At 62.6% G+C, this 22,567-nt stretch carries 19 protein-coding genes and 2 riboswitches; of the genes, 11 read left to right on the plus strand and 8 right to left on the minus strand.

Annotation, left to right across the window (positions count from 1 at the left end):
• Nucleotides 1-25: 25 nt before the first annotated feature.
• The 4 genes from Q1A34_RS16940 to Q1A34_RS16955 all read right to left on the minus strand — a co-directional run bounded on the left by Q1A34_RS16940 (nucleotide 26) and on the right by Q1A34_RS16955 (nucleotide 4,377).
• Nucleotides 26-565 (minus strand): rod shape-determining protein MreD, encoded by a 540-nt coding sequence (locus tag Q1A34_RS16940; RefSeq protein WP_300036984.1) that lies wholly within the window; start codon nucleotides 563-565, stop codon nucleotides 26-28.
• Complete coding sequence (mreC, locus tag Q1A34_RS16945) at nucleotides 562-1,455, minus strand: rod shape-determining protein MreC (protein WP_300036987.1); 894 nt, start codon at nucleotides 1,453-1,455, stop codon at nucleotides 562-564. Before mreC ends, Q1A34_RS16940 begins: the two co-directional genes overlap by 4 nt.
• Nucleotides 1,456-1,527: 72 nt before the next feature.
• A complete protein-coding gene (locus Q1A34_RS16950) occupies nucleotides 1,528-2,577 on the minus strand; it encodes a rod shape-determining protein (protein WP_300036990.1) in 1,050 nt (349 codons plus the stop codon).
• A 231-nt stretch (nucleotides 2,578-2,808) separates the two neighbouring features.
• Complete coding sequence (locus Q1A34_RS16955; protein WP_300036993.1) at nucleotides 2,809-4,377, minus strand: 2-isopropylmalate synthase; 1,569 nt, start codon at nucleotides 4,375-4,377, stop codon at nucleotides 2,809-2,811.
• A 257-nt stretch (nucleotides 4,378-4,634) separates the two neighbouring features.
• On the opposite strand from Q1A34_RS16955, the gene Q1A34_RS16960 reads away from it, so the two are divergent.
• Both Q1A34_RS16960 and Q1A34_RS16965 read left to right on the plus strand, forming a co-directional pair.
• Nucleotides 4,635-5,300, plus strand: a complete 666-nt coding sequence (locus tag Q1A34_RS16960; RefSeq protein WP_300036996.1) for an SDR family NAD(P)-dependent oxidoreductase — start codon at nucleotides 4,635-4,637, stop codon at nucleotides 5,298-5,300.
• Nucleotides 5,297-6,823, plus strand: a complete 1,527-nt coding sequence (locus Q1A34_RS16965) for a cryptochrome/photolyase family protein (protein WP_300036999.1) — start codon at nucleotides 5,297-5,299, stop codon at nucleotides 6,821-6,823. Before Q1A34_RS16960 ends, Q1A34_RS16965 begins: the two co-directional genes overlap by 4 nt.
• A gap of 282 nt (nucleotides 6,824-7,105) precedes the next feature.
• Here the strand turns inward: Q1A34_RS16965 and Q1A34_RS16970 are convergent, their stop codons facing one another.
• A complete protein-coding gene (locus Q1A34_RS16970) occupies nucleotides 7,106-7,732 on the minus strand; it encodes a class I SAM-dependent methyltransferase (protein ID WP_300037004.1) in 627 nt (208 codons plus the stop codon).
• 87 nt (nucleotides 7,733-7,819) lie between these two features.
• Between Q1A34_RS16970 and Q1A34_RS16975 the strand changes: the two genes are divergently transcribed.
• Nucleotides 7,820-8,719 (plus strand): LysR family transcriptional regulator, encoded by a 900-nt coding sequence (locus Q1A34_RS16975; RefSeq protein WP_300037006.1) that lies wholly within the window; start codon nucleotides 7,820-7,822, stop codon nucleotides 8,717-8,719.
• 4 nt (nucleotides 8,720-8,723) lie between these two features.
• On the opposite strand, the gene Q1A34_RS16980 is transcribed toward Q1A34_RS16975, so the two are convergent.
• On the minus strand, nucleotides 8,724-10,112 hold the full coding sequence (locus Q1A34_RS16980) for a 2-isopropylmalate synthase (RefSeq protein ID WP_300037009.1): 1,389 nt from the start codon (nucleotides 10,110-10,112) through the stop codon (nucleotides 8,724-8,726).
• Between the two features lie 173 nt (nucleotides 10,113-10,285).
• Here Q1A34_RS16980 and Q1A34_RS16985 point away from each other — a divergent pair, with 173 nt between their 5' ends.
• Together Q1A34_RS16985 and Q1A34_RS16990 are read left to right on the plus strand one after the other, a co-directional pair.
• On the plus strand, nucleotides 10,286-11,944 hold the full coding sequence (locus Q1A34_RS16985) for an NAD+ synthase (RefSeq protein WP_300037012.1): 1,659 nt from the start codon (nucleotides 10,286-10,288) through the stop codon (nucleotides 11,942-11,944).
• An 81-nt stretch (nucleotides 11,945-12,025) separates the two neighbouring features.
• A complete protein-coding gene (locus Q1A34_RS16990; RefSeq protein ID WP_300037015.1) occupies nucleotides 12,026-12,838 on the plus strand; it encodes a prolyl oligopeptidase family serine peptidase in 813 nt (270 codons plus the stop codon).
• 22 nt (nucleotides 12,839-12,860) lie between these two features.
• Here the strand turns inward: Q1A34_RS16990 and Q1A34_RS16995 are convergent, their stop codons facing one another.
• A complete protein-coding gene (locus Q1A34_RS16995) occupies nucleotides 12,861-13,790 on the minus strand; it encodes an MBL fold metallo-hydrolase (protein ID WP_300037018.1) in 930 nt (309 codons plus the stop codon).
• A 105-nt stretch (nucleotides 13,791-13,895) separates the two neighbouring features.
• On the opposite strand from Q1A34_RS16995, the gene Q1A34_RS17000 reads away from it, so the two are divergent.
• From Q1A34_RS17000 to Q1A34_RS17010, 3 genes are all read left to right on the plus strand, one after another.
• On the plus strand, nucleotides 13,896-14,309 hold the full coding sequence (locus tag Q1A34_RS17000) for a DUF1801 domain-containing protein (protein ID WP_366942865.1): 414 nt from the start codon (nucleotides 13,896-13,898) through the stop codon (nucleotides 14,307-14,309).
• 59 nt (nucleotides 14,310-14,368) lie between these two features.
• Nucleotides 14,369-15,694: a glutamate--tRNA ligase gene (gene gltX / locus Q1A34_RS17005; protein ID WP_300037021.1), complete on the plus strand. Its 1,326-nt coding sequence runs from the start codon at nucleotides 14,369-14,371 to the stop codon at nucleotides 15,692-15,694.
• Nucleotides 15,695-15,772: 78 nt separating this feature from the next.
• Entirely contained in the window at nucleotides 15,773-17,179 is a 1,407-nt protein-coding gene (locus tag Q1A34_RS17010; protein ID WP_300037024.1) for an MATE family efflux transporter, read from the plus strand.
• Here the strand turns inward: Q1A34_RS17010 and Q1A34_RS17015 are convergent.
• Nucleotides 17,126-17,716: a gamma-glutamylcyclotransferase family protein gene (locus Q1A34_RS17015; RefSeq protein ID WP_300037027.1), complete on the minus strand. Its 591-nt coding sequence runs from the start codon at nucleotides 17,714-17,716 to the stop codon at nucleotides 17,126-17,128. The two genes, Q1A34_RS17010 and Q1A34_RS17015, sit on opposite strands and share 54 nt — an antisense overlap.
• 95 nt (nucleotides 17,717-17,811) lie before the next feature.
• Nucleotides 17,812-17,899: riboswitch (glycine riboswitch) on the plus strand.
• A gap of 3 nt (nucleotides 17,900-17,902) precedes the next feature.
• Nucleotides 17,903-17,965: riboswitch (glycine riboswitch) on the plus strand.
• Nucleotides 17,966-18,052: 87 nt separating this feature from the next.
• On the opposite strand from Q1A34_RS17015, the gene gcvT reads away from it, so the two are divergent.
• The 3 genes from gcvT to gcvP all read left to right on the plus strand — a co-directional run bounded on the left by gcvT (nucleotide 18,053) and on the right by gcvP (nucleotide 22,480).
• Complete coding sequence (gene gcvT / locus Q1A34_RS17020; RefSeq protein WP_300037030.1) at nucleotides 18,053-19,174, plus strand: glycine cleavage system aminomethyltransferase GcvT; 1,122 nt, start codon at nucleotides 18,053-18,055, stop codon at nucleotides 19,172-19,174.
• A gap of 17 nt (nucleotides 19,175-19,191) precedes the next feature.
• The gene (gene gcvH / locus Q1A34_RS17025) at nucleotides 19,192-19,551 is read left to right on the plus strand and encodes a glycine cleavage system protein GcvH (protein ID WP_300037033.1); all 360 of its coding nucleotides are present in this window, start codon (nucleotides 19,192-19,194) and stop codon (nucleotides 19,549-19,551) included.
• A gap of 79 nt (nucleotides 19,552-19,630) precedes the next feature.
• Entirely contained in the window at nucleotides 19,631-22,480 is a 2,850-nt protein-coding gene (gene gcvP, locus Q1A34_RS17030; protein WP_300037036.1) for an aminomethyl-transferring glycine dehydrogenase, read from the plus strand.
• Nucleotides 22,481-22,567: the final 87 nt, after the last annotated feature.

Below are 22,567 nucleotides of genomic sequence, written 5' to 3' on the forward strand. Positions count from 1 at the left end.
CTGTCTCCGCCCGGGTCTGTCGTAATCATCTTAACCCTCCGGCTGTATCAGGATCTCCCGGCGCTGATTTGCGAACGCCCAGAAGCGTATGGGTCACCGCCACAACAGCAGGATAGCAGATCAGCGTCATGGCCAGTTGTGAAAATGACAGGCCAAGCGCGGGCGGGTCAACCAGCGTGATCATCAGCCCGAGCCTGTACGCGATGCTGATGGCGGCAATCATAACGCAAACGGTCAGCCACTCGCCGGGAAAGGTCCCATCCCGCACGGCGCGCGCGCGGGATTTCAGGTTTTCGCACCCCAGCAGTGCGAGCAGCGCCCAGAGACCGGGTGGCCGCTGCAGCAACAGATCGGCAAGCAGAAAAAGCAGCGCGAGGCCCAGGGCCGGCACATATTCAGGCCGCCTGACAGACCAGGCACAGGCGAAGGCCAGCAGCAGGTCAGGCCCGGCCCATCGCGATGGCGTCAGGTTCAGTGGCAGCAACTGAAAGAACAGGATCACACAGACCAGAAAGGCAAAGGTCAGCCGCATGCTCCACAGTTTTGTAACAGGGGCGTCGGTCACTGGATGACCTCCTCTGTTACGATCACGGGCAGCTGGGGGCCAATGACCTGCGGATTGTCATCGATGGGTTCATTCCCATGGTGTCGCAACACCCGCAGAAATTCGAGACGTTCGTAATCTGCCGCCAGACGTACGCGCAGCGTGCCGCCGGGATCCGCCGCGACCTGTCCGATAAGCAGACCGGAAGGGAAAACGCCCCCGTCGCCGGTGGTGACAACCCGGTCGCCGGGGCGCACCTGATCGGGGTTTTCCAGAAAGTCGACCAGCGGGGCAGGGGTGTTGTCGCCCGCGACGATCGTGCGCTGGCCGGACGGCTGGATGGCAGCCGGAATGCGGCTCGAGGCGTCTGTCAGCAGGATCACGCGCGATGTGTTCCGACCGACGCCGGAAATCCGCCCCACGACCCCGATCCCGTCCATCGTTGCCCAGCCTTCTACGATGCCGTCGCGTGCGCCCACGTTCAGCAACACCGATTGCCGGAAGGGCGAGCCACTGTCGGCCAGCACGACGCCGGATATCACCGTCAGGCGCGGGTCCAGACGGACATTGTTCAGATCGAGCAGGCGGGCGTTTTCCTGCTCCAGCTGCACGGCGGCCTCTTTCCAGGCCTGCATCCGGCGCAGTTCGGAGCGCAGCTCCTGGTTCTGCTCTGCAAGGCGCTGGTAGCTCTGAAAATCCCGGAGCAGGCTGACAACACCGGTCACCGGCGCCATGGCCCAGTCAAAACCGGGCACAAACCGGTCAGTGATCTGCGCGCGAAAGCGTTCAACACGCGGGCTGTCGATCCGCCACAGCAGAAAAATGCCAAGCAGGCACAGCACGAGCACTGCGATCAGCAGCCGGCGCAGCGGGCCGGTGAAATCACTGCTCTGGGTGCGGTCGCGGGCCATCAGCGGCGGGTCTCCTGCCCCGTTTCAGGCAGGGCAGTCCTGCCGCTGTCGGGGGTGTTGGTCGGGGGCTGCTCAGCTCTCGTAGTCGATCGCGTGGCGCAGCTGTTTTTCGTATTCAAGCGCTTTGCCGGTGCCAAGCGCCACACAATTCAGCGATTCATCTGCGATAGAGACCGCAAGACCGGTCTGTTCGCGCAGTGCCAGATCCAGATCACCCAGCAGGGCACCGCCACCGGTCAGCATCACGCCACGGTCAACGATATCAGCAGCCAGATCCGGGGGCGTTGTTTCCAGCGCGGTCATCACAGCTTCGCAAATCTGCTGGACGGGCTCTGCCAGCGCCTCGGCGATCTGCGCCTGGGTCACTTCGATTTCTTTCGGCACGCCGTTGAGCAGGTCACGTCCACGGATCTGCATCGATGTGCCACGGCCGTCATCGGGCATCCGCGCGGTGCCGATAGAGGTTTTGATCCGCTCGGCCGTGGTTTCCCCCACCAGCAGGTTCTGCTGCCGGCGCAGGTAGCTGATGATCGCTTCGTCCATCCGGTCACCGCCGACGCGGACAGAGCGGGCGTAAACGATGTCACCCAGCGACAGGACCGCGACCTCGGTCGTACCACCACCAATGTCCACAACCATATTGCCGGTGGGGTCGGTGATTGGCATGCCGGCCCCGATAGCGGCGGCAATGGGCTCGGCGATCAGCCCCGCCCGGCGGGCCCCGGCACTCATGACCGATTGGCGGATCGCGCGTTTTTCAACAGGTGTGGCACCATGGGGCACGCAGACAATGATCTTGGGCTTGCCGAAAAAGGTCGAGCGCTTGTGCACCTTGCGGATGAAGTGTTTGATCATCTCTTCGGCGGTGTCGAAATCCGCGATAACACCTTCGCGCATCGGGCGGATCGCCTCGATGCTGCCGGGCGTCCGGCCCAGCATCAGTTTGGCATCCTCGCCCACCGCCAGAACCTTTTTGACGCCGTCCTTTATATGGTAGGCCACAACGGAAGGTTCCGACAGAACCACCCCTTTGCCTTTGACGTAAACCAGCGTGTTCGCTGTGCCGAGGTCAATCGCCATGTCTGATGAAAACAGACCCCGAAAACTGTCGAATAGTGCCATGAGGTGTCAGCCTTGCCCGAATGTCATTGGTCCTGGCCCTGAAAGGCCCGGTTGCCAGGTGTTATATGCTTAGGCGCGACATGGTGAAAGAGGCGTTAACGATGATCTGGGCATCATCTTGCTGTTTCGTTGCGATTGTATCGCAGCCAGAAACAGTCCTGCACGTCTCGGCAGCAGATTTTCGAGAGTTCCTCTGACCGGTAACGGGCCGGTCAGAGGGGTGATTCACCGTCAGCTGACGTCTTTGTAGCTGATTTCGGGCCGGTCGCTGCCGCCCTTTTCGCGTCGCACCAGCAGGCGGTTCAGCGCGTGGATATAGGCGAGCGCAGAGGCAACCACCGTATCCGTATGCGCCGACTGACCGGTCACGATGCGGCCTTCCTCTTCCATGCGTACCGAAACGGTCGCCTGAGCGTCTGTTCCTTCGGTCACGGCCTGCACCTGGTAAAGCTGCAGACGTGCGCTGTGCTCGACCAGCGCCTTGATCGCGTTGAACGAGGCGTCCACAGGGCCGTCACCGGTCTGTGTCGTCGACTTTTCAGCGCCATCAACCACGAGCGTCATATCGGCTTGCTGGGGGCCGTCGGTGCCGCAGACCACACGCAGGGATTTCAGCTGGATCCGGTCGTTTTCAGGGTCAGACGAGGTGCGCATCAGCGCGATCAAGTCATCGTCGTAGATTTCCTTTTTCCGGTCTGCCAGTTCCTTGAACCGCACAAACACGTCCTTGAGCTGGTTGTCCCCCAGTTCGAACCCGAGATTTTCCAGTTTGGACCGCAACGCCGCGCGCCCGGAGTGTTTGCCCATGACGATATTGGTCTCGGTCAGGCCCACGTCCTCGGGGCGCATGATCTCGAAGGTTTCGGCGTTCTTGAGCATCCCGTCCTGGTGGATACCGCTTTCATGGGCAAAAGCGTTCTTGCCCACGATCGCCTTGTTAAACTGAACCGGAAAACCGGACACCGTCGCAACCCGGCGCGAGATGTTCATAATTTTGGTGGCATCGATGCGCGTCTGATAGGGCATAATGTCGTTGCGCACTTTGAGGGCCATCACGACCTCTTCCAGTGCGGTGTTGCCTGCCCGTTCGCCCAGCCCGTTGATGGTGCATTCGATCTGCCGCGCGCCCGCCTCGACCGCCGCCAGGCTGTTCGCCGTGGCCATGCCAAGATCATTGTGACAGTGCGTGGCAAAGGTGATGGTGTCGGCGCCGGGCACCCGCTCCAGCAGCATGCGGATCAGTTCCGCGGATTCGCGCGGCGCTGTGTAGCCGACGGTATCGGGGATATTGATCGTGGTGGCGCCGCATTTGATCGCAATTTCCACAACCCGGCAGAGATAATCCTCTTCTGTGCGGGTGGCATCCATCGGCGACCACTGCACATTGTCACACAGGTTGCGGGCATGGGTCACGGTCTGCTCGATGCGCTCGGCCATCTGACCCATGTCCAGATTGGGGATCGCGCGGTGCAGCGGCGATGTGCCGATAAAGGTGTGAATGCGGGGTTTTTCCGCGTGTTTCACGGCGTCCCAGCAGCGGTCGATATCGCCCAGCTGTGCGCGGGCCAGCCCGCAGATTACGCTGTTTTTTGCCTGCTTTGCAATCTCGCTGACGGCGGCGAAATCACCCTCAGAGGCGATGGGAAACCCGGCTTCGATGATGTCGACGCCCATCTCGTCCAGCAGCCCGGCGATCTCAAGCTTTTCGGCGTGGGTCATGGTTGCGCCGGGCGATTGTTCGCCATCGCGCAGGGTGGTGTCAAAAATGAGGACGCGGTCCTGTCCGGCTGTATCAGTCATTTCGGAATTCTTTCGTTATCTGCTTTGATGTCCTGGCGCGCGGGCGATCCCTCTGAGCGGGCGCGCCGAAGGGCACGCTCAGAGGCGCGTTAGCAGCAGCGCTGCAGCGGCGGGCAGAGTGCGCGCGGGGAACATATGTTCAGCAGCTGGTCTCATGCCCGCAGTTATACCGCAGGCTCCATAAATGGAAAGAGGCTTTTCGCGGCCTTCTGGTGTTGCGACTTGAACCTGTGGGTCCGGCGGCTAGGTGGCCGGGGATGAGACGTATTCTGATGATTGGTGCCTCAGGCGGGATCGGCGCTGCGCTGACAGCGGCCCTGCGTGCGCGGGGCGATGAGGTGGTGACGCTGTCGCGTTCCCGGGACGGGCTGGATGTGACGGATGAGGCTTCGGTCGCAGCGCTGGTGGGCGCGCAGCAGGGGCCGTTTGATCTGATTTTTGTGGCGACCGGTGCGCTGGAGACAGATGGCGCCGTCCCGGAAAAGAGCGTTAAATCAGTAACATCAAAAGCCATGATGGGTCAGTTCGCGCTGAATGCGCTGGGTCCGGCGCTGGTGCTGCGCCATGCCGCTGACCTGCTGCCGCGCGACCGTGTTGCCATGGTGGCGGTCCTGTCGGCGCGGGTCGGATCAATCGGGGACAACCGGATGGGTGGCTGGATCAGCTATCGCAGCGCCAAGGCTGCTGTGAACCAGATCGTACATACGGCGGCGATTGAGCTGGCGCGCAGCCACAGACACAGCATTTGCGTGGCGCTGCATCCGGGCACGGTCGCGACGCCCTTTACCGAGAAATACCTGGGCCGTCATCCGGCAGTCCCGGCAGATGAAGCTGCAGAAAACCTGATCCGCGTCATGGAGGGGCTGACGCCTGCTCAGACGGGTGGGTTTTATGACTGGGCGGGAAAAGAGGTGCCCTGGTGATCCGTCTTGTTCTGGTCCTGGGCGATCAGCTGTCGGAAGGCCTGAGCGCGCTGGGTGCGGCCGACCGGGACAGCGATACGGTCGTTATGGCAGAGGTTGCGGATGAGACCTCTTACGTCAGGCACCACCCCAAAAAGATCGCGCTGATCTTTGCGGCCATGCGTAAGTTTGCCAGTGCGTTGCGGGAGGCGGGCTGGCAGGTCGCCTACACGGAGCTGGACGATACGGACAACGCGGGCTCTATCGTGGGAGAGTTGCTGCGGCGTGCGGAACAGACGGGCGCGGATGAAGTGCTGGCCACCGAGCCCGGTGAATGGCGGCTGATCACGGCACTGAAACACGCACCCCTCAAAGTGCGCATTCTGCAGGACGACAGATTTATTGCGACACATCAGGAGTTTGAGGCCTGGGCGGAGGGGCGTAAGCAGCTGCGGATGGAGTATTTCTATCGCGATATGCGGGGCAAAACCGGCCTGCTGATGGAGGGTGACAAACCCGCCGGGGGCAAGTGGAACTATGATCACGACAACCGCAAACCCGCACCTGACGAGGTGGATTTCGGCGGGCCGATGCAGTTCACGCCGGACGCGGTGACGGAGGAGGTCCTGGACCTGGTGGAAGCGCGTTTTGGCAATCATTTCGGGGCGTTGCGACCCTTTCACTTTGCCACAACCCGGGGCGAGGCCCGACGGGCACTGACCCGTTTCATCAAACACGCGCTGCCGAAGTTCGGGGACTTTCAGGATGCGATGCTGAACGACAACCGGTTTCTCTATCATGCGGTGATCTCTCCCTACATGAACATCGGGTTGCTGGACCCGCTGGAGGTCTGCGAGGCGGCGGCAGAAGCCTGGGCGGCGGGCGATGTGCCGATCAACGCCGCCGAAGGGTTTATCCGCCAGATCATCGGCTGGCGGGAATATGTGCGGGGCATCTATTTCCTGGAGGGGCCGGATTACGCTGCGCGTAACGGTCTGGGGCATGACCGGGCGTTGCCCCCGCTGTACTGGGGCGGGGAGACGGGCATGAACTGTCTGTCAAAAGCGGTGGAGCAGACCCGCGCGGAGGCCTATGCCCATCACATCCAACGCCTTATGGTGACAGGGAATTTCGGCCTGCTGGCCGGGGTCAGCCCGACCGAATTGCACGAATGGTATCTGGCTGTTTATGCCGATGCCTTTGAATGGGTCGAGGCGCCCAACACGGTGGGGATGAGCCAGTTTGCCGATGGCGGTGTGATCGCCTCCAAGCCCTATGTCTCCAGCGGGGCCTATATCAACCGGATGTCGGATTACTGCAAACACTGCAGCTATTCGGTGAGCAAAAAGACGGGCGCGGGAGCCTGTCCGTTTAACCTGCTCTACTGGCATTTTCTGGACCGGCACCGGGACCGGTTCGAGGGCAATCCACGCATGGGGAACATGTACCGGACCTGGGACAGGATGGACGCGGAACGGCGCGAAACGGTGCTGCGCGAGGCGGATGATTTCCTGAAACGTCTTGAGGCGGGGGAGACCGTCTGAGCGCAGGTGTGGCCGCGCGGAGGAGCGGGTGTTGCGCCGGTTTCCTGGTGCACCGCACGCCCGCGTCGGTGCGTTTTTGGACGTTTTTCTGTAAGCCGTTGTTTTTGTTCAAAACCCAACGTCGGTATAACGTCGGTATTTTGTCGGTATTACGTCGGTGCACAGGTCGGTATCATGCCCGGCCGGGCCGGGGGCGGCGCGTGTCTGTTAACCTTTGCGGGCCAGCGGGACGACGCGCGGCTGCGCCGACGCCCCGCCCGCCGTCCCGCAGGGAAAAGCGGCTCAGATTTTACGCGCGACGATGTAGCGGCTGGGGATCTGGCCGGTGCCGTCGAAGGTTTCGACAATGCGGAACCCTGCGGCCTCGATCAGCGCGTCATGTTCTGCCGCCGGACGGAAGGCCACCCAGGGCACGCGGCCAAAGAGGCGCAGAACCGGCAGGGCGGCGCGCAGCAGCGGGAACCAGAGCGGTGCCCTGCCCGCGGGCGCGACGGTTGTCTTGGAGATAAACAGCCCACCCGGTTCCAGCAGGGTGTGCACGCGGCGCAGAACTGTCGCGAGGTCCGGGAGCAGGTGCAGCAGGTTGAGCGCCAGCACGGCGTCATACTCGCGGTCCAGCAGGCGCGGCGAGGACCAGGCGGCGGTCACAAAGTCCAGGGTGTCCGGGCTCTGTCTGACCTGTGCCTCGGCGATCATGCCTGCGGACACATCGGTGGCGGTATAGCGCGCCACACTCTCTGCCAGGAGAATGGCGGTGGCCCCGGTGCCGCAGCCAAGCTCCAGCACGCGGTCCTGCGGGCCCAGATAGCTGCGTGTGCGGCCCAGGGTATATTCATAGGATTCCACGTCGCGGATGGGCTGACGGGCGTATTTGGGGGCGATTCTGTCCCAGAAAGCGGTCTGTGTCATGGCGGATCTCCTTGGATATCCACAAACTGACATATGCGAATGGTGAAAGAAATTGCGTTAATGTGACCAGGTGGTATGCATAAATGCATGGAAAAACCGCCCTACAGTTTTGACTGGAATCAGACCCGCGCCTTTCTGGCGACGGTGGATGCGGGCTCCCTGTCGGGTGCTGCGAGGGCTCTTGGCCTGACGCAGCCGACCGTGGGGCGGCAGATTTCAGCCCTGGAGGCGGATCTGGGGCTTTTGCTGTTTGAGCGGGGTGGCCGGACGCTGGCGCTGACGCGGGCCGGGCTTGATCTGGTGGAACATGCGCGCGCCATGGAGGTGGCGGCCAACCGCGTGGCGCTTGCAGCCTCTGGTCAGTCCCAGGCGGTGGAGGGGCTGGTGCGGATCACGGCGAGTGATATCTTTTCGGCCTATCTGATGCCCCGCGCCCTGAAGCGGATTGAGGCGGCAGCTCCGCATCTGGAGATCGATCTTGTGGCCTCGAACGAAGTGCGCGATCTGATCCGGCGCGAGGCGGATATCGCGGTGCGGCATGTGCGCCCGGAACAGCCTGATCTGATTGCCAAAAAGGTCCGAACCTCGACGGCGCGGTTCTATGCGGCCCCGGGCTATCTGGCGCGTCACGGCACGCCCGGCACGCTGGAGGCGCTCTCGCAGCACCGGTTCATCAGCTTTACCGACACCGACCAGATGATCGGGTATATGAAGGGAATTGGCCTGGAACTGACGCGCGGCAATTTCCGCTATGGGTCAGCCAGTGGCATCGTGGCCTGGGAACTGGTCCGGCAGGGATTTGGCGTGACGATCATGTCAGAGGATGTGGGGGCGATGACACCGGAGGTCGTGCCGGTCCTGCCGGAGATGGACCCGGTGACCTTTCCCACCTGGCTGGTGACCCACCGCGAGCTGCACACCAGCCGCCGGATCAGGCTGGTGTTCGATCTGTTGTCGGATTTTCTGGAGCAGGCGCGGCGGGTCTGAGCGTTCAGCCGCCTTCGGTCAGCGCACCGTTCTCCCAGTCGCCCGTGGCCTCTTCGCCGGTGGCATAGCGCATTGTGCCCGTGCCCTGGCGTTTGCCCGCTTTGAAGGTGCCTTCGTAGACATCGCCGTTTTCATAGGTCGCAATGCCCTGGCCCTCGATCTCGCCCTGGATCCATTGTCCCTCGTAGGTAAACCCGCCTGGCATGGTGATTTTGCCGGTGCCGTGACGCTGGCCCTGATCAAAGCCGCCGGTATAGACGGTGCCGTCCGGATAGGTGGCGGTGCCGGTGCCCTGGCGCTGTCCGTCGACCCATTGCCCGTCATAGCGGTAGCCGTCGGCATAGGTCATCACACCCTGGCCGTGGTTGCGGGCATCGCGGAAACCGCCCTCATAGACCACGCCGTTGGTATAGGTGGCCTTGCCGTTTCCTTCGATCACACCGGCCTTCCAGGTGCCGTCATAGGTTGATCCGTCGGGATAGGTGATCATGCCCGTGCCATCCGCCAGCCCGTCAGAGAAGGTGCCCGCGTAGACCGATCCGTCCGGGTAGGTGACGCGGCCCTCGCCTTCGATTTTCCCTTCGACCCACGAGCCGGTGTAGGTATAGCCGTCGCCTGCCGTAAAGGTGCCCTGGCCGTTGCGCAGATCGCCCTTGAACTGCCCCTCGTAGGTGTCGCCGTTGGCATAGGTTACACGGCCCGTGCCCTCGCGGCGGCCCGAGACCAGCTGGCCCTCGTAGATGTCGCCGTTGGCCTGGGTCAGACGGCCCGAGCCGTCGATCTGGCCGTCGCGCCACAGACCCACATAGACCAGACCGTCCGGCATGGTGAGCGTGCCCTGTCCTTCGCGTTTGCCGTCCGCGATCTGGCCTTCGTAGACGGCCCCGTCGGGATAGGTGATTTTGCCGCTGCCCTGTTTGGCGCCTTCGACCCAGTCGCCGGTATATTCATAGCCGCCCGGGCTCTGCATGGTGCCCTTGCCATGATGGCGCGCGTCGCGGAAGCCGCCCTCATAGCGCACGCCGTTGGCATAGAGCGCCACGCCCTCGCCCATGATCGCGCCGCCGGCCCACTGGCCCTCGTAGGTGCCGCCGTCTGCAAAGGTGATCTTGCCAAAGCCCTCGGGTTTGCCCTTGGCAAAGCTGCCCTCGTAGACCGAGCCGTTGGGGAACCGGGCAATGCCCTCGCCTTTGATCTCGCCGTCGATCCACTGGCCGGTGTATTCATATCCGTTGGGCAGCTTGTAGGTGCCTGTGCCGTGCTGGACGCCGCCGCGGAAGGTGCCCTCGTAGACGCCCCCGTCATCATATTGCTTGGTCAGGACCTCACCTTCCTGCGCGAGGGCAGGCAGGGGCAGCAGTGCAAGGCAAAGGCTCAGTCGGCGCAGTGTCATGGCTCACCTCAACAGGTTGAATTCGGCGGGGTTGGCCCCCGCGCGTCACGGTGCCAAACCTAATCGCTGGGCCGGTCAGTCGCAACGCCCTTTTGCCGCATCGGCGGTGCCGGGGCTTTTCTCTGCGGTGTGATCTGCTACATGACGCTTTCATGCACAAAAGGCCGGGAACTATGGCAGATCGTTTTCGTATCACCCTGGGTCAGCTGAACCCGACAGTCGGCGATCTGGCCGGCAATGCGGATCAGGCCCGCAAGGCCTGGGCAGAGGGCAAGGCGGCAGGGGCCGATCTGGTTGCCCTGCCAGAGATGTTTCTGACAGGGTATAACGCGCAGGATCTGGTGATGCGCCGGGCCTTTCAGCTGGATGTCACGACACATCTGGAGGCGCTGGCAGCAGATTGTGCCGACGGCCCCGCGCTGGCCATTGGTGCGCCCTGGGTCGAGGGCACAAAGCTTTATAACGCCTATCATATTCTCAAGGGCGGGCGCATTGCGTCCACCGTGCTGAAACATCACCTGCCCAATGAGACGGTGTTTGATGAGGTCCGCATTTTTGACGCCGGGCCGCTGGGCGGGCCGTATTCGGTGGGCAATTCGCGCGTGGGCAGCCCGATCTGCGAGGACGCCTGGCACGAGGACGTGGCCGAGACCCTGGCGGAAACCGGCGCGGAGTTTCTGCTGGTGCCCAACGGCTCGCCTTATTACCGGGGCAAATTTGACACGCGGCTCAATCACATGGTGGCCCGCGTGGTCGAGACGGAACTGCCGCTCATTTACCTCAACATGGTGGGGGGGCAGGACGATCAGGTGTTTGATGGCGCGAGTTTTGGTCTGAATCCCGGCGGGCAGCTGGCGTTCAAAATGCCGGTGTTTGACGCGCAGATTGCCCATGTGGATCTGGAGCGCAGGCCCGAAGGCTGGCGGATTGTCGAGGGTGAAAAAGCGTCACGCCCTGAGCCTTATGAGCAGGATTACCGCGTCATGGTGCAGTCGCTGCGCGATTACATGCGCAAGACAGGTTTCAAAAAGGTGCTGCTGGGCCTGTCGGGCGGGATTGATTCCGCCATTGTCGCGACCATTGCCGCAGATGCGCTGGGCCCGGAAAACGTGCGCTGTGTGATGCTGCCGTCGGAATACACCAGCCAGGGCTCACTGGACGATGCCGAAGCGCTCGCCAAAGCGCTTGGGTGCCACTACGACTATGTGCCGATCTCGGAGGGGCGCGAGGCGATCACAAAGACGCTGGCGCCGCTTTTTGAAGGCCGCGACGCGGACCTGACAGAGGAAAACATCCAGTCGCGTCTGCGCGGTCTGCTGCTGATGGCCATGTCCAACAAGTTCGGCGAAATGTTGCTGACCACCGGCAACAAATCCGAGGTGGCGGTGGGCTATGCCACGATCTATGGCGACATGGCGGGCGGTTATAACCCGATCAAGGATCTCTATAAGACCCGCGTGTTCGAGACCTGTCGCTGGCGCAATGCCAATCACCGCGACTGGATGATGGGCCCTGCGGGCGCGGTGATCCCGCAGCAGATCATCGACAAGCCGCCCTCTGCCGAACTGCGCGAAGACCAGAAAGACAGTGACAGCCTGCCCGATTACCCGGAACTGGATGCGATGCTGGAAATCCTGGTGGACAGGGCGGGGTCCATTGAGGACTGCGTGGCGGCAGGCTTTGACCGCGACGTGGCCAAAAAGGTCGAGCATCTGATCTATATCTCTGAATACAAACGGTTTCAGTCCGCACCGGGTGCGCGCCTGACCAAGGAGGCTTTCTGGCTCGACCGGCGCTATCCGATTGTGAACCGCTGGCGCGATCCGTCCTGACCGCTCTGAGCACGGGATTGTGAGTTGGCGCGGGCGCGCCATCACTCCAGGTTGCAGAAAACCCCGCTGTCAGGAGATCTCATGTTCCGTTTAACCATTGCCGCTCTGGCCCTGTCCCTGACCGCCGGAAGTGCCCTTGCCTGCGGGCAGGACAGCGATTGTATGGTCGGTGAGCGCAGCTACCGCCTGGCGATGCCCGAGGGGCATGACGGTACCAGTAAGGTGCCGGTGGTCGTCTTTGCCCATGGCTATCGCGGCACGGCAGCGGGGGTGATGCGCAACGGCTCCCTGCGGCGCGCGGTCTCTGATCTGGGTGCGGCCCTGATTGCGCTGAACGCGGACGGGGGCAGCTGGATGCTGCCGAACCATCCGCGGGACATGGACAATGATGGCGCGTCAGAGTTCGCCTATGTGGACAGCGTGCTGGCGGATGCCGCACAGCAATTCGCCATAGATGACGCGCGGATCATGGTCACAGGGTTCAGTGCGGGGGGCATGCTGGTGTGGAACCTGGCCTGTGCGCGCAGTGACAGCTTTGCCGCCTTTGCGCCGATTGCGGGTACCTTCTGGCTGGAGCCGCCGGAGACCTGTGCGGGACCGGTGGCCAGCATCATCCACATTCACGGCAGCAGCGACCGCACGGTGCCGCTGGAAGGCCGCGCTATCGGTCCGACCAAACAGGGGGAGGTCGACGAGGCGCTGGCGATGTATCAGGGATATGGCGCGTATGGCGCGTTCAGCAGCCCTGTGCGCTATGGCGATCTGGCCTGCGAAGAGGCGGATAATCCGTCGGGGGATATGATGAAGTTCTGCCTCTTTGACGGCGGGCATTCGTTCCGCACGGAATTTGTGCGTTTTGCCTGGGAGCAGTTCCGGCAGTCAGGGCGGCTCTGAGAGCGAGCCGCCCCAGGGTGCGTTACAGCATCAGCTGGTAGCTGTGCGGCGCATATTTGAAACCGTCATCGCGGGTTTCGACGTAACCCACGCCGGGCCAGGGCATGTGATAGCCCACAAAGGCGGTCTTGTCGGCGGCCAGCATGTCCAGGATGCGGCGGCGTGTGGCGGCAGCAGCGGCCTTGTCCATGTCAAACTTCACTTCCCAGTCGGGATAGCCCAGTGACCAGACATAGTGGTTGGCGAAATCAGCGCCCAGCACCAGCTGGGTACCGCCGTTTTCAACCATATAGACCATGTGACCCGGCGTGTGACCAAAGGCTGCCATGGCTGTCAGGCCGGAGGCGACATCGCCGCCGTCTTCAAGAAAGGTGAACTGGTCGGCAAAGGGCTGGATCTTGGCTTTGAAATTATCGTTGTCCTGTTTGGCCCAGGTATCAAATTCCACGCGTCCGGTCACATAGCGCGCATTGGAGTAGGTCAGCGTGCCGTCTTCCCCTGTCATGCCGCCGATATGGTCGCCGTGCATGTGTGTGATCACGACCACATCCACCTGATCCGCGGTATAGCCTGCGGCCTCAAGGGCTGCGGTTGTGCCCGCACCGGAAAGGCCGGTGTCAAAGAGCACCAGCTCGGACCCGGTGTTCACCACGGTGGGTGTAAAGAAGAACTGGGTTTTGTCGGCGGGCAGGTTGTTTTCGGCAGAGACCGCGTTGAAGGTCTCGGCATCGACGTTCATGCCAAAGATGTTTTGTGGCCCTTCAACCGCGCGGGAGCCCGCCAGCAGGGTTGTCACGTCGAATTCGCCGACCTTCAGACGCTGGAACGGGGCCATGGTGGCACCCATCATCGGGGCTGCGGCGCGGCTGATGCCGGCGGTAGCGGCGGCAAGTGGCAGAGCGGCAGCCCCGGTGAGGGCTGCGCGGCGGGACAAGCTGAACTGATCAGACATTTCTGGTATCCTTTCCTGTAAGACTGTCGCTGAGATAGGCTGCGGCACGGGATTGCCCATCGATTTCCTGTGCCAGGACGTTCATTTTTCCGCGAGGAGGGCATTTTGACGGGAGCTGACCTGACACCGGCGGCGTTTCTGGAAGCGGTCCGGCCGGACGCCCGCCGGGATGAAGCGCACCGGCTGGATGCGCTCTTTCGCAGACGGACGGGCTGGGCAGCGCAGCTCTGGAGAGGCGATATTCTGGGGTATGGCAGGTATGATTATACGTATAAATCAGGCCGCACCGGCAGCTGGCTGGCGACAGGTTTTGCGCCGCGCAGGGCAAAGCTGACCATATACATCATGCCGGGTTACACTGATTTCAGCCCGGTTCTGGCCCGGTTGGGCAGACACACCAAAGGCAAATCCTGCCTTTATCTGAAGCGGCTGGAGGATGTCGACATGGACGTACTGGGTGAGCTGATCCAGGCCGGTACAGAGGATCTGGCCGCCACATGGCCGGTGTCAGCGACCTGAGGGGATTACTGGACAATCGCCCCCCCCTGTGACAACACCGCGCCAACAGGAGATCCCAGATGACCACCACCCGTTTTGCCCCGTCGCCCACCGGTTATATCCACATCGGCAACCTGCGCACGGCGCTGATGAACTACCTCATCGCGCGCAAGGCAGGGGGTACCTTCATCCTGCGGATCGATGACACCGACCCGGAACGCTCGAAAGAGGAATATGTTGACGGGATCAAACGTGATCTGGAATGGCTGGGCCTGCACTGGGACCGTACCGAGCGTCAGTCCGAACGGCTGGAGCGCTATCACGCGGCAGCCGACAGGCTGCGGGAGATGGGCCGGTTCTATGAAGCCTTTGAGACGCCGACCGAGCTGGACCTGAAGCGCAAAAAACAGCTCAACATGGGCAAGCCACCGGTTTATGACCGTGCGGCACTGGCGCTGTCAGAGGCTGAGCGGGAGGCGCTGCGCGCCGGGCGCGGCAACGGTGTCTGGCGGTTTAAGCTCGATCAGGAGCGGATTGAGTGGAACGACGGTATTCTGGGTGACATCTCGATTGATGCGGCCTCTGTCTCTGATCCGGTGCTGATCCGGGGTGACGGGCAGATCCTTTATACCCTGGCCAGTGTCGTGGATGATACCGAGATGGGTGTCACAGCCGTTGTGCGTGGCTCTGACCATGTGACCAATACGGCGACGCAGATCCAGATCATCGAAGCGCTGGGGGGCAATGTGCCGACATTTGCCCACCATTCGCTGCTGACCGGCCCGCAGGGCGAGGCGCTGAGCAAACGGCTCGGCACGCTGGCGCTGCGTGATCTGCGCGCGCAAGGCGTGCAGCCTGCGGCCCTGCTGAGCCTGATGGCGCGGCTGGGATCAGGCGATCCGGTTGAGCTGCAGACAGAGATGGCCGATCTGATCGACGGGTTCGACATCGGGCGGTTCGGCTCTGCGCCGACCAAGTTTGATGTGAACGACCTGTTCCCGCTGACCGCGCGCTATCTGGCCGGTCTGCCGCTGGCCGATGTGGCAGAGGCGGTGCGGGACGCGGGCGTGCCCGACGACATGGCAGAACAGTTCTGGGCCGTGACCCGCGAAAACATCAGCACGCTGGGCGATCTGGGCCCCTGGTGGGAAATGATGCGCGACGGAGCGGACCCGGTGATTGACGATGAGGATGCGGCCTTTGTGGCCGAGGCCATGGCGCTGCTGACCGATGGCCCCTTTGACGGGGAGACCTGGGGCACCTGGACGGCGGCGGTAAAAGAGGCCACGGGGCGCAAGGGGCGCGGGCTCTTTATGCCGCTGCGCAAGGCGCTTACGGGCCAGGCGCATGGGCCTGATATGTCGGCGCTGATGCCGCTGTTGCAGGTGGTCCGGGCGCGGGAATGACGCGCCTGTCCGCAGCAGGATGTGTCCGGGACGCCTCCGGCGGGAGTATTTTGGGAAGGGTGAAACGGGCGTGCGGCTGTGGCTGAGCCTGCGGCGAAATTTCTGACGGGCAGCCTTTTCGGGCATGTGACGGTGATGTCGCTGACAGCCTCGCTGGGCTTGCTGGCGATCTTTGCGGTTGATTTCATTGACATGATTTTCATTGCCATGCTGGGCAAGGCGGAGCTGGCCGCGGCTGTGGGCTATGCGGCCACGATCCTGTTTTTCACAACCTCCTTTGGCATCGGGCTGTCGATTGCCGCGGGCGCGCTGGTGGCGCGGGCCCTGGGACAGGGGGATGCCGGGCTGGCAGAGCAGCGCCGGACCAATACGCTGGTGGCCGGCACGTTGCTGAGCATCCTGTTTGCCGTGCCGGTCTGGCTGCATCTTGATTTTCTGGTGGGGCTGCTGGGTGCCCGGGGCGATATTGCCGATCTGGCGGTGGGGTATCTGCAGATTATTGTGCCCAGTCTGCCCCTGCTGGTGATCGGGATTATGGCCGGGACGATCCTGCGGGCGCACGGGGATGCGCGCCGGTCGATGATGGCCACGATCTGGGGCGGCGTTGCCAATGCGGTGCTGGATCCCATTCTGATTTTCGGGCTGGGCCTTGATCTGACCGGTGCGGCGCTGGCTTCTGTTGCCGCGCGGGTGGTTATGGCCTGGGCCGCGATGGTGCCGATCCTGCGGCATTATGGCGGGATCACGGTGCCGCGCCCGGGCCCGATGCTGCGCGATATGGTGCCTTTTGCGGCCATCGGCGTGCCTGCCATTCTGACGCAGCTGGCCACACCGGTGGGTCAGGCCATCGTCACCCGCGCCATGGCGGTTTATGGCGAGGCGGCGGTGGCGGGCATGGCGATCACCGGGCGGCTGAGCATGCTGGCCTTTGCTGTGATCTTTGCGCTGTCGGGGGCGGTGGGCCCCATACTGGGGCAGAATTTCGGCGCACGCGATATGGAACGTGTGCGGGGTGGGTTTCGTGCCGCCATTCAGTTTTCGGCGATTGTTGTGCTGGGTGTTTCTGCGCTGCTTTTTGTGCTGCGCGCGCCGATTGCCGATCTTTTTGCGGCCACGGGGATCACGCGCGAGCTGGTGTATCTGTTTTGCGGGCCGCTCTCGCTTTTGTTCTTTTTCAACGGGGTGCTTTTTGTTGCAAACGCCGGGTTCAACAACCTGGGCCATCCGTTCTGGTCGACCTTTCTGAACTGGGGGCGCAACACGATCGGTATGGTGCCGCTGGTCTGGCTGGGCTCGGCCACGATGGGGGCGGCGGGCGTGCTGATCGGCCAGGCGCTGGCGGGGGTCATCTTTGGCCTGCTGGCCTGGGGTCTGGCACGCCGTCTGATGCAGGACGCGCCACGCGACGTGGCCGCAGCCGGTGTGTCCCCGTCAGAATTCGGGCGACAGGGCCGTCTGATGTCGCTGCTTCACCTGCGCCGCTAGGCGGTCGAGATGATGATCCACCAGGGCGGTCTGGCGCGGGGTCAGCAACTGGGCGCGCGGATAGACCGGTGAGGCCCGGTCATTTATGACGGGGGTATCCCACCCGTCGGTGGTTTCAAAGAACCGGGTCACACCGTCCTCGCCGTAAACCTCGTCAAAGCCCTGAACCACGACGTCCAGATAGCTGAGCAAGATCATGTGGTTGTTCCCGGGCAGGATGTTTTCGCGCGGTACCGCATAGACGGCAATTTCCGGATCAGCCGGGTGTGCGTGATGGATGTTTTCCTGTGCGCTGAGACGTCTGTAGCCGGCTTCGCGCGCATCAAGTGCTGCCCAGTCTGCATTTGGGACGGCGGCGATCAGCCCGTCGATGGCATGCCCCGGTGCGGGCACGCCGGTCAGCAGCACAACGCCGAATCGCGGCGTTGCCACCCAGGCACGGCGCCAGCCCCTGAGGGTCGCGGGCAGCGGATCGGGATAGCTGTGTGTTTTAGTGTTCACCAGGCTGCCATAGCCAAAGAAAAACGGATCGCTCATGCCTGCCTCTCTGATCGGATCGCGCTCAATCAAGCATTAAGTGTTGACGATCACAAGGGCGCTTGACCGCTGCGTTGTCACTGGCATAGGGTCAGCCTGCCTGCATGGGAGAACCGGGTCCGACCCGGTGCCGAAGGAGCAACCGCCCCGGAAACTCTCAGGCGCAAGGACCGTGCGGGCAACGAACTCTGGAGAGTGATGCAGGATGCATCCGCCGAAGGGATAACGATCTCAGGCCAAGTGACAGAGGGGGCATTCAGCGCGCGGCCGGGGGCCGTGCCGGGAATGCCGGTGTGTCTCAGCAGACCAGATCGGCCGGAAACGGGGAGATGCCTGATGGGCGATTTGGCCAGAACACCGCTGCATGCGCTGCATGTGGAGCTGGGGGCAAAGATGGTGCCGTTTGCAGGCTATGACATGCCCGTGCAGTACCCCATGGGCGTGATGGGGGAACATCAGCACACGCGCCGTGCGGCGGGATTGTTTGACGTCAGCCATATGGGTCAGGTGGTGTTGTCGGGCGCGTCCTGGGAGGCCGTGGCACTGGCGTTTGAGGCGCTGGTGCCGATGGATGTGCTGGGCCTTGGTGACGGGCGTCAGCGCTATGGATTTTTCACAAATGATGCGGGCGGGATCGAGGACGATCTGATGTTTGCCCGGCGTGGGGATGATCTGCTGGTGGTGGTCAATGCGGCCTGCAAAACGGCTGATATTGCGCATATGCAGGCGCATCTTGAGGGAGTTTCCGTCGAGGTGCTGGAGGACCGGGCGCTGATTGCCCTGCAGGGGCCCGCGGCGGGCGCTGTGATGGCCGGTCTGGACGCCCGGGCAGAGGGCATGCGGTTCATGGATGTGGCGGATCTGGCGCTGGGGGGGATCGCGGTCTGGGCCTCGCGCTCCGGGTACACCGGCGAGGACGGGTTCGAGATTTCGGTGGCGGCAGATCAGGCGGAAGCGCTGGCGCGTCTGTTGCTGGCGCAGGACGCGGTGATGCCCATTGGTCTTGGCGCGCGGGACAGTCTGCGGCTGGAGGCGGGCCTGTGTCTTTACGGCAATGATATCGACAGCGGCACCGATCCGGTATCTGCCGGTTTGCCGTGGGCCATTCAGAAAGCACGCCGTGCGGGGGGTGCCCGCGCGCGCGGGTTCCCGGGCGCTGAGGTGGTTCTGGAGCGGCTTGCGTCAGGCTCTGCCACGCTGCGGGTTGGTATCCTTCCCGAGGGCCGCGCGCCTATGCGTGGCGGGGTTGAGATATTCGATGCCGCTGAGGGCGGTGTGCAGGTAGGTCAGGTCACTTCGGGTGGGTTTGGCCCGACCGTTGGGGGGCCTGTGGCCATGGGCTATGTGCAGAGCGCCCATGCGCAGCCGGAAACACCGCTCTGGGGCGAGGTGCGCGGCAGGCGTCTGCCCGTGCGCATTGCAGAGCTGCCTTTTGTGGCGGCAAATTTCAAAAGATAACCGACAGGAGACAACAGATGAAATTCACGGAAGAGCACGAATGGCTGCGCGAAGAGGACGGCGAAATGGTGGTGGGTATTACCATCCATGCAGCCGAACAGATGGGCGACGTGGTGTTTGTGGAACTGCCTGATGTGGGCACCATGGTGAGCAGGGACGACGAGGTTGTTGTCATTGAATCCGTCAAGGCCGCAAGTGACATTCTGGCACCGGTGGACGGTGAGATCACCGAGGTGAATGAAGCGCTGACCGACAACCCGGCCATGGTCAATGACGACCCGCAGGGGGAGGCGTGGTTTTTCAGGATGACAGTCAGCGATCCGTCGCAGATGGACGAATTCATGGATGAGGCTGGCTATAAAAAATTCATCAGTTAGCGGGTGTTGCCTGCCGGGGAGCCTCCGGCGGGGATATTTCCGGCCAGAAGAAACTGACGTGCGCAAAGGACTGTGACCCATGGTGTATAAACCGACCGAGTATCTGCCCTATGATTTTGCCAACCGCCGGCATATCGGCCCCTCGCCCGATGAAATGGCGGCGATGCTGAAAACGGTGGGGGCAGACAGCCTTGAGGCGCTGATCGACGATACGGTTCCGGCGGCGATCCGGCAGAAAGAGCCGCTGGATTTCGGCAAGGCAAAATCCGAGCGCGAAGTGCTGGAGCATATGCGCAAGACAGCCGGCAGGAACCGGGTGCTGACCTCGCTGATCGGTCAGGGGTATCACGGGACGGTCACGCCACCGGCGATCCAGCGGAACATTCTGGAAAACCCGGCCTGGTACACGGCCTATACGCCCTATCAGCCTGAGATCAGTCAGGGGCGGCTGGAAGCACTGCTGAATTTTCAGACGATGATTACTGATCTGACCGGGCTGGATGTGGCAAATGCCTCGTTGCTGGATGAGGCGACCGCCTGTGCCGAGGCGATGACCATGGCGATGCGCACCGCGAAATCGAAGGCAAAGGCGTTTTTTGTGGACCGGGACTGTCATCCGCAGAATATCGCGGTGATGAAAACGCGCGCGGCCCCTCTGGGGATCGAGGTGATTGTCGGGAACCCGGTGAAGATGGATGCCTCGGCCGTGTTCGGCGCTATTTTTCAGTATCCCGGCACCTATGGGCATGTGCATGATTTCACGGATCTGATGCGCGCGCTGCACGAGCACAAGGCTGTCGGGATCGTCTCTGCAGACCCGCTGGCGCTGACCCTGCTCAAGGAGCCGGGCGCGATGGGGGCGGATATTGCTGTGGGCTCGACCCAGCGGTTTGGTGTGCCCGAGGGCTATGGCGGACCGCATGCGGCCTACATGGCCTGCCGGGATGCCATAAAACGCGCAATGCCGGGCCGGATTGTGGGCGTGTCGGTGGACAGCCACGGGCACCGCGCATACCGGCTGTCGCTGCAGACGCGCGAGCAGCATATTAGGCGCGAAAAGGCGACCTCGAATGTCTGTACAGCGCAGGCGCTGCTGGCGGTCATGGCTTCGATGTATGCGGTCTTTCACGGCCCCGACGGGTTACGCGCGATTGCACAGCGCATTCACCGCAAGACGGTGCGGCTGGCGCGCGGGCTGGAAGAGGCCGGGTTTCGTGTCGATCCGCAGGCTTTCTTTGACACGATCACCGTGGATGTGGGCCCGCTGCAGGCGGCTGTGATGAAATCTGCAGTGGATGAGGGGATCAATCTGCGCCGGGTCGGTGAAACGCGCGTGGGCATCAGCATGCATGAACGCTGCCGCCCCGACACGATCGAGGCGGTCTGGCGCGCGTTTGGGATCGTAAAGCAGGACCGGGATTTCAAACCGGATTACCGGTTCCCCGAGGAGATGCTGCGTACGTCTGACTACCTGACGCATCCGATTTTCCATATGAACCGGGCTGAGACTGAGATGATGCGTTATATGCGCCGTCTTGCGGACAGGGATCTGGCGCTGGACCGTGCGATGATTCCGCTGGGATCCTGCACAATGAAGCTGAACTCAGCCGCCGAGATGATGCCGGTGAGCTGGCGGGAGTTTTCCCTGCTGCATCCTTTCGCGCCCGCTGATCAGGCAGAGGGTTATGCCGAGCTGATCGCGGATCTGAGCGCGAAACTCTGCGATATCACAGGGTATGACGCGATTTCGATGCAGCCGAATTCCGGTGCTCAGGGTGAATACGCCGGGCTGCTGACGATTGCTGCCTGGCATCGCAGCCAGGGGCAGGGTCATCGCAACATCTGCCTCATTCCGATGAGCGCACATGGGACGAACCCCGCCTCCGCCCAGATGGTGGGCTGGAAAGTGGTGCCGGTGAAATCCGCCGCAAACGGCGATATCGATCTGGAGGATTTCAGCGCGAAAGCGGCAGAGCACAGCGAAAACCTTGCAGGCTGTATGATCACCTATCCGTCGACCCATGGCGTGTTTGAAGAGACTGTGACCGATGTGACCCGGATCACCCATGAGCATGGCGGCCAGGTCTATATCGACGGGGCCAATATGAACGCCATGGTGGGCCTGTCCCGGCCCGGCGATCTTGGGGGGGATGTGAGCCACCTGAACCTGCACAAGACGTTCTGCATTCCCCATGGCGGCGGGGGGCCGGGCATGGGCCCTATCGGGGTGAAAGAACACCTGGTTGCGCATCTGCCGGGACATGATGAAACGGGTGGCGGCGAAGGGCCGGTTTCCGCGGCGCCCTATGGCTCTCCCTCTCTGCTGCCGATCAGCTGGGCCTATTGCCTGATGATGGGGGGCGAGGGCCTGACCCAGGCGACGCGTGTGGCGATCCTGAATGCGAACTACATCGCAAAGCGGCTCGAAGGGGCGTTTGATGTGCTTTACAAAGGGCCAACAGGACGCGTGGCGCATGAGTGTATCATTGATGTACGCCCGTTTGAGCAAAGCGCCGGCGTGACTGTCGAAGATATCGCCAAACGCCTGATCGACTGTGGGTTCCACGCACCAACCATGAGCTGGCCTGTGGCCGGGACGCTGATGGTTGAGCCGACCGAGAGCGAAACATGTGCAGAGCTGGACAGGTTCTGTGATGCGATGCTGGCGATCCGTGCCGAGATTGCCGAGATCGAAGCAGGCCGTATGGACGAGGCGAACAACCCGCTTAAGAATGCGCCCCACACTGTCGAAGACCTGGTGAGCGACTGGGATCGTCCTTACAGCCGGGACCAGGGGTGTTTTCCGCCGGGCGCCTTCCGGGTGGACAAATACTGGCCCCCTGTGAACCGCGTGGACAATGTGTTCGGTGACCGGCACCTCGTCTGCACCTGCCCGCCGATGGAAGACTATGCGGAGGCTGCTGAATAGGGGGCGCTGCCCCCGGCCTTTCAGGCCTCCCCCGGGATACTTTCGGCCAGAAGAAAACGGGATGCGGTTTCGACCACATCCCGTTGA

The sequence above is a fragment of the uncultured Roseobacter sp. genome (assembly GCF_947491795.1).
In the GTDB taxonomy this organism is placed as follows: Bacteria; Pseudomonadota; Alphaproteobacteria; order Rhodobacterales; family Rhodobacteraceae; genus Roseobacter.

Coding starts and splice junctions, on each gene's coding strand:
- mreC (WP_300036987.1), bottom strand. CDS start 1,455: ATGGCCCGCGACCGCACCCAGAGCAGTGATTTCACCGGCCCGCTGCGC.
- Q1A34_RS16950 (WP_300036990.1), bottom strand. CDS start 2,577: ATGGCACTATTCGACAGTTTTCGGGGTCTGTTTTCATCAGACATGGCG.
- Q1A34_RS16955 (WP_300036993.1), bottom strand. CDS start 4,377: ATGACTGATACAGCCGGACAGGACCGCGTCCTCATTTTTGACACCACC.
- Q1A34_RS16960 (WP_300036996.1), top strand. CDS start 4,635: ATGAGACGTATTCTGATGATTGGTGCCTCAGGCGGGATCGGCGCTGCG.
- Q1A34_RS16970 (WP_300037004.1), bottom strand. CDS start 7,732: ATGACACAGACCGCTTTCTGGGACAGAATCGCCCCCAAATACGCCCGT.
- Q1A34_RS16975 (WP_300037006.1), top strand. CDS start 7,820: ATGGAAAAACCGCCCTACAGTTTTGACTGGAATCAGACCCGCGCCTTT.
- Q1A34_RS16980 (WP_300037009.1), bottom strand. CDS start 10,112: ATGACACTGCGCCGACTGAGCCTTTGCCTTGCACTGCTGCCCCTGCCT.
- Q1A34_RS16985 (WP_300037012.1), top strand. CDS start 10,286: ATGGCAGATCGTTTTCGTATCACCCTGGGTCAGCTGAACCCGACAGTC.
- Q1A34_RS16990 (WP_300037015.1), top strand. CDS start 12,026: ATGTTCCGTTTAACCATTGCCGCTCTGGCCCTGTCCCTGACCGCCGGA.
- Q1A34_RS16995 (WP_300037018.1), bottom strand. CDS start 13,790: ATGTCTGATCAGTTCAGCTTGTCCCGCCGCGCAGCCCTCACCGGGGCT.
- gltX (WP_300037021.1), top strand. CDS start 14,369: ATGACCACCACCCGTTTTGCCCCGTCGCCCACCGGTTATATCCACATC.
- Q1A34_RS17015 (WP_300037027.1), bottom strand. CDS start 17,716: ATGAGCGATCCGTTTTTCTTTGGCTATGGCAGCCTGGTGAACACTAAA.
- gcvT (WP_300037030.1), top strand. CDS start 18,053: ATGGGCGATTTGGCCAGAACACCGCTGCATGCGCTGCATGTGGAGCTG.
- gcvH (WP_300037033.1), top strand. CDS start 19,192: ATGAAATTCACGGAAGAGCACGAATGGCTGCGCGAAGAGGACGGCGAA.
- gcvP (WP_300037036.1), top strand. CDS start 19,631: ATGGTGTATAAACCGACCGAGTATCTGCCCTATGATTTTGCCAACCGC.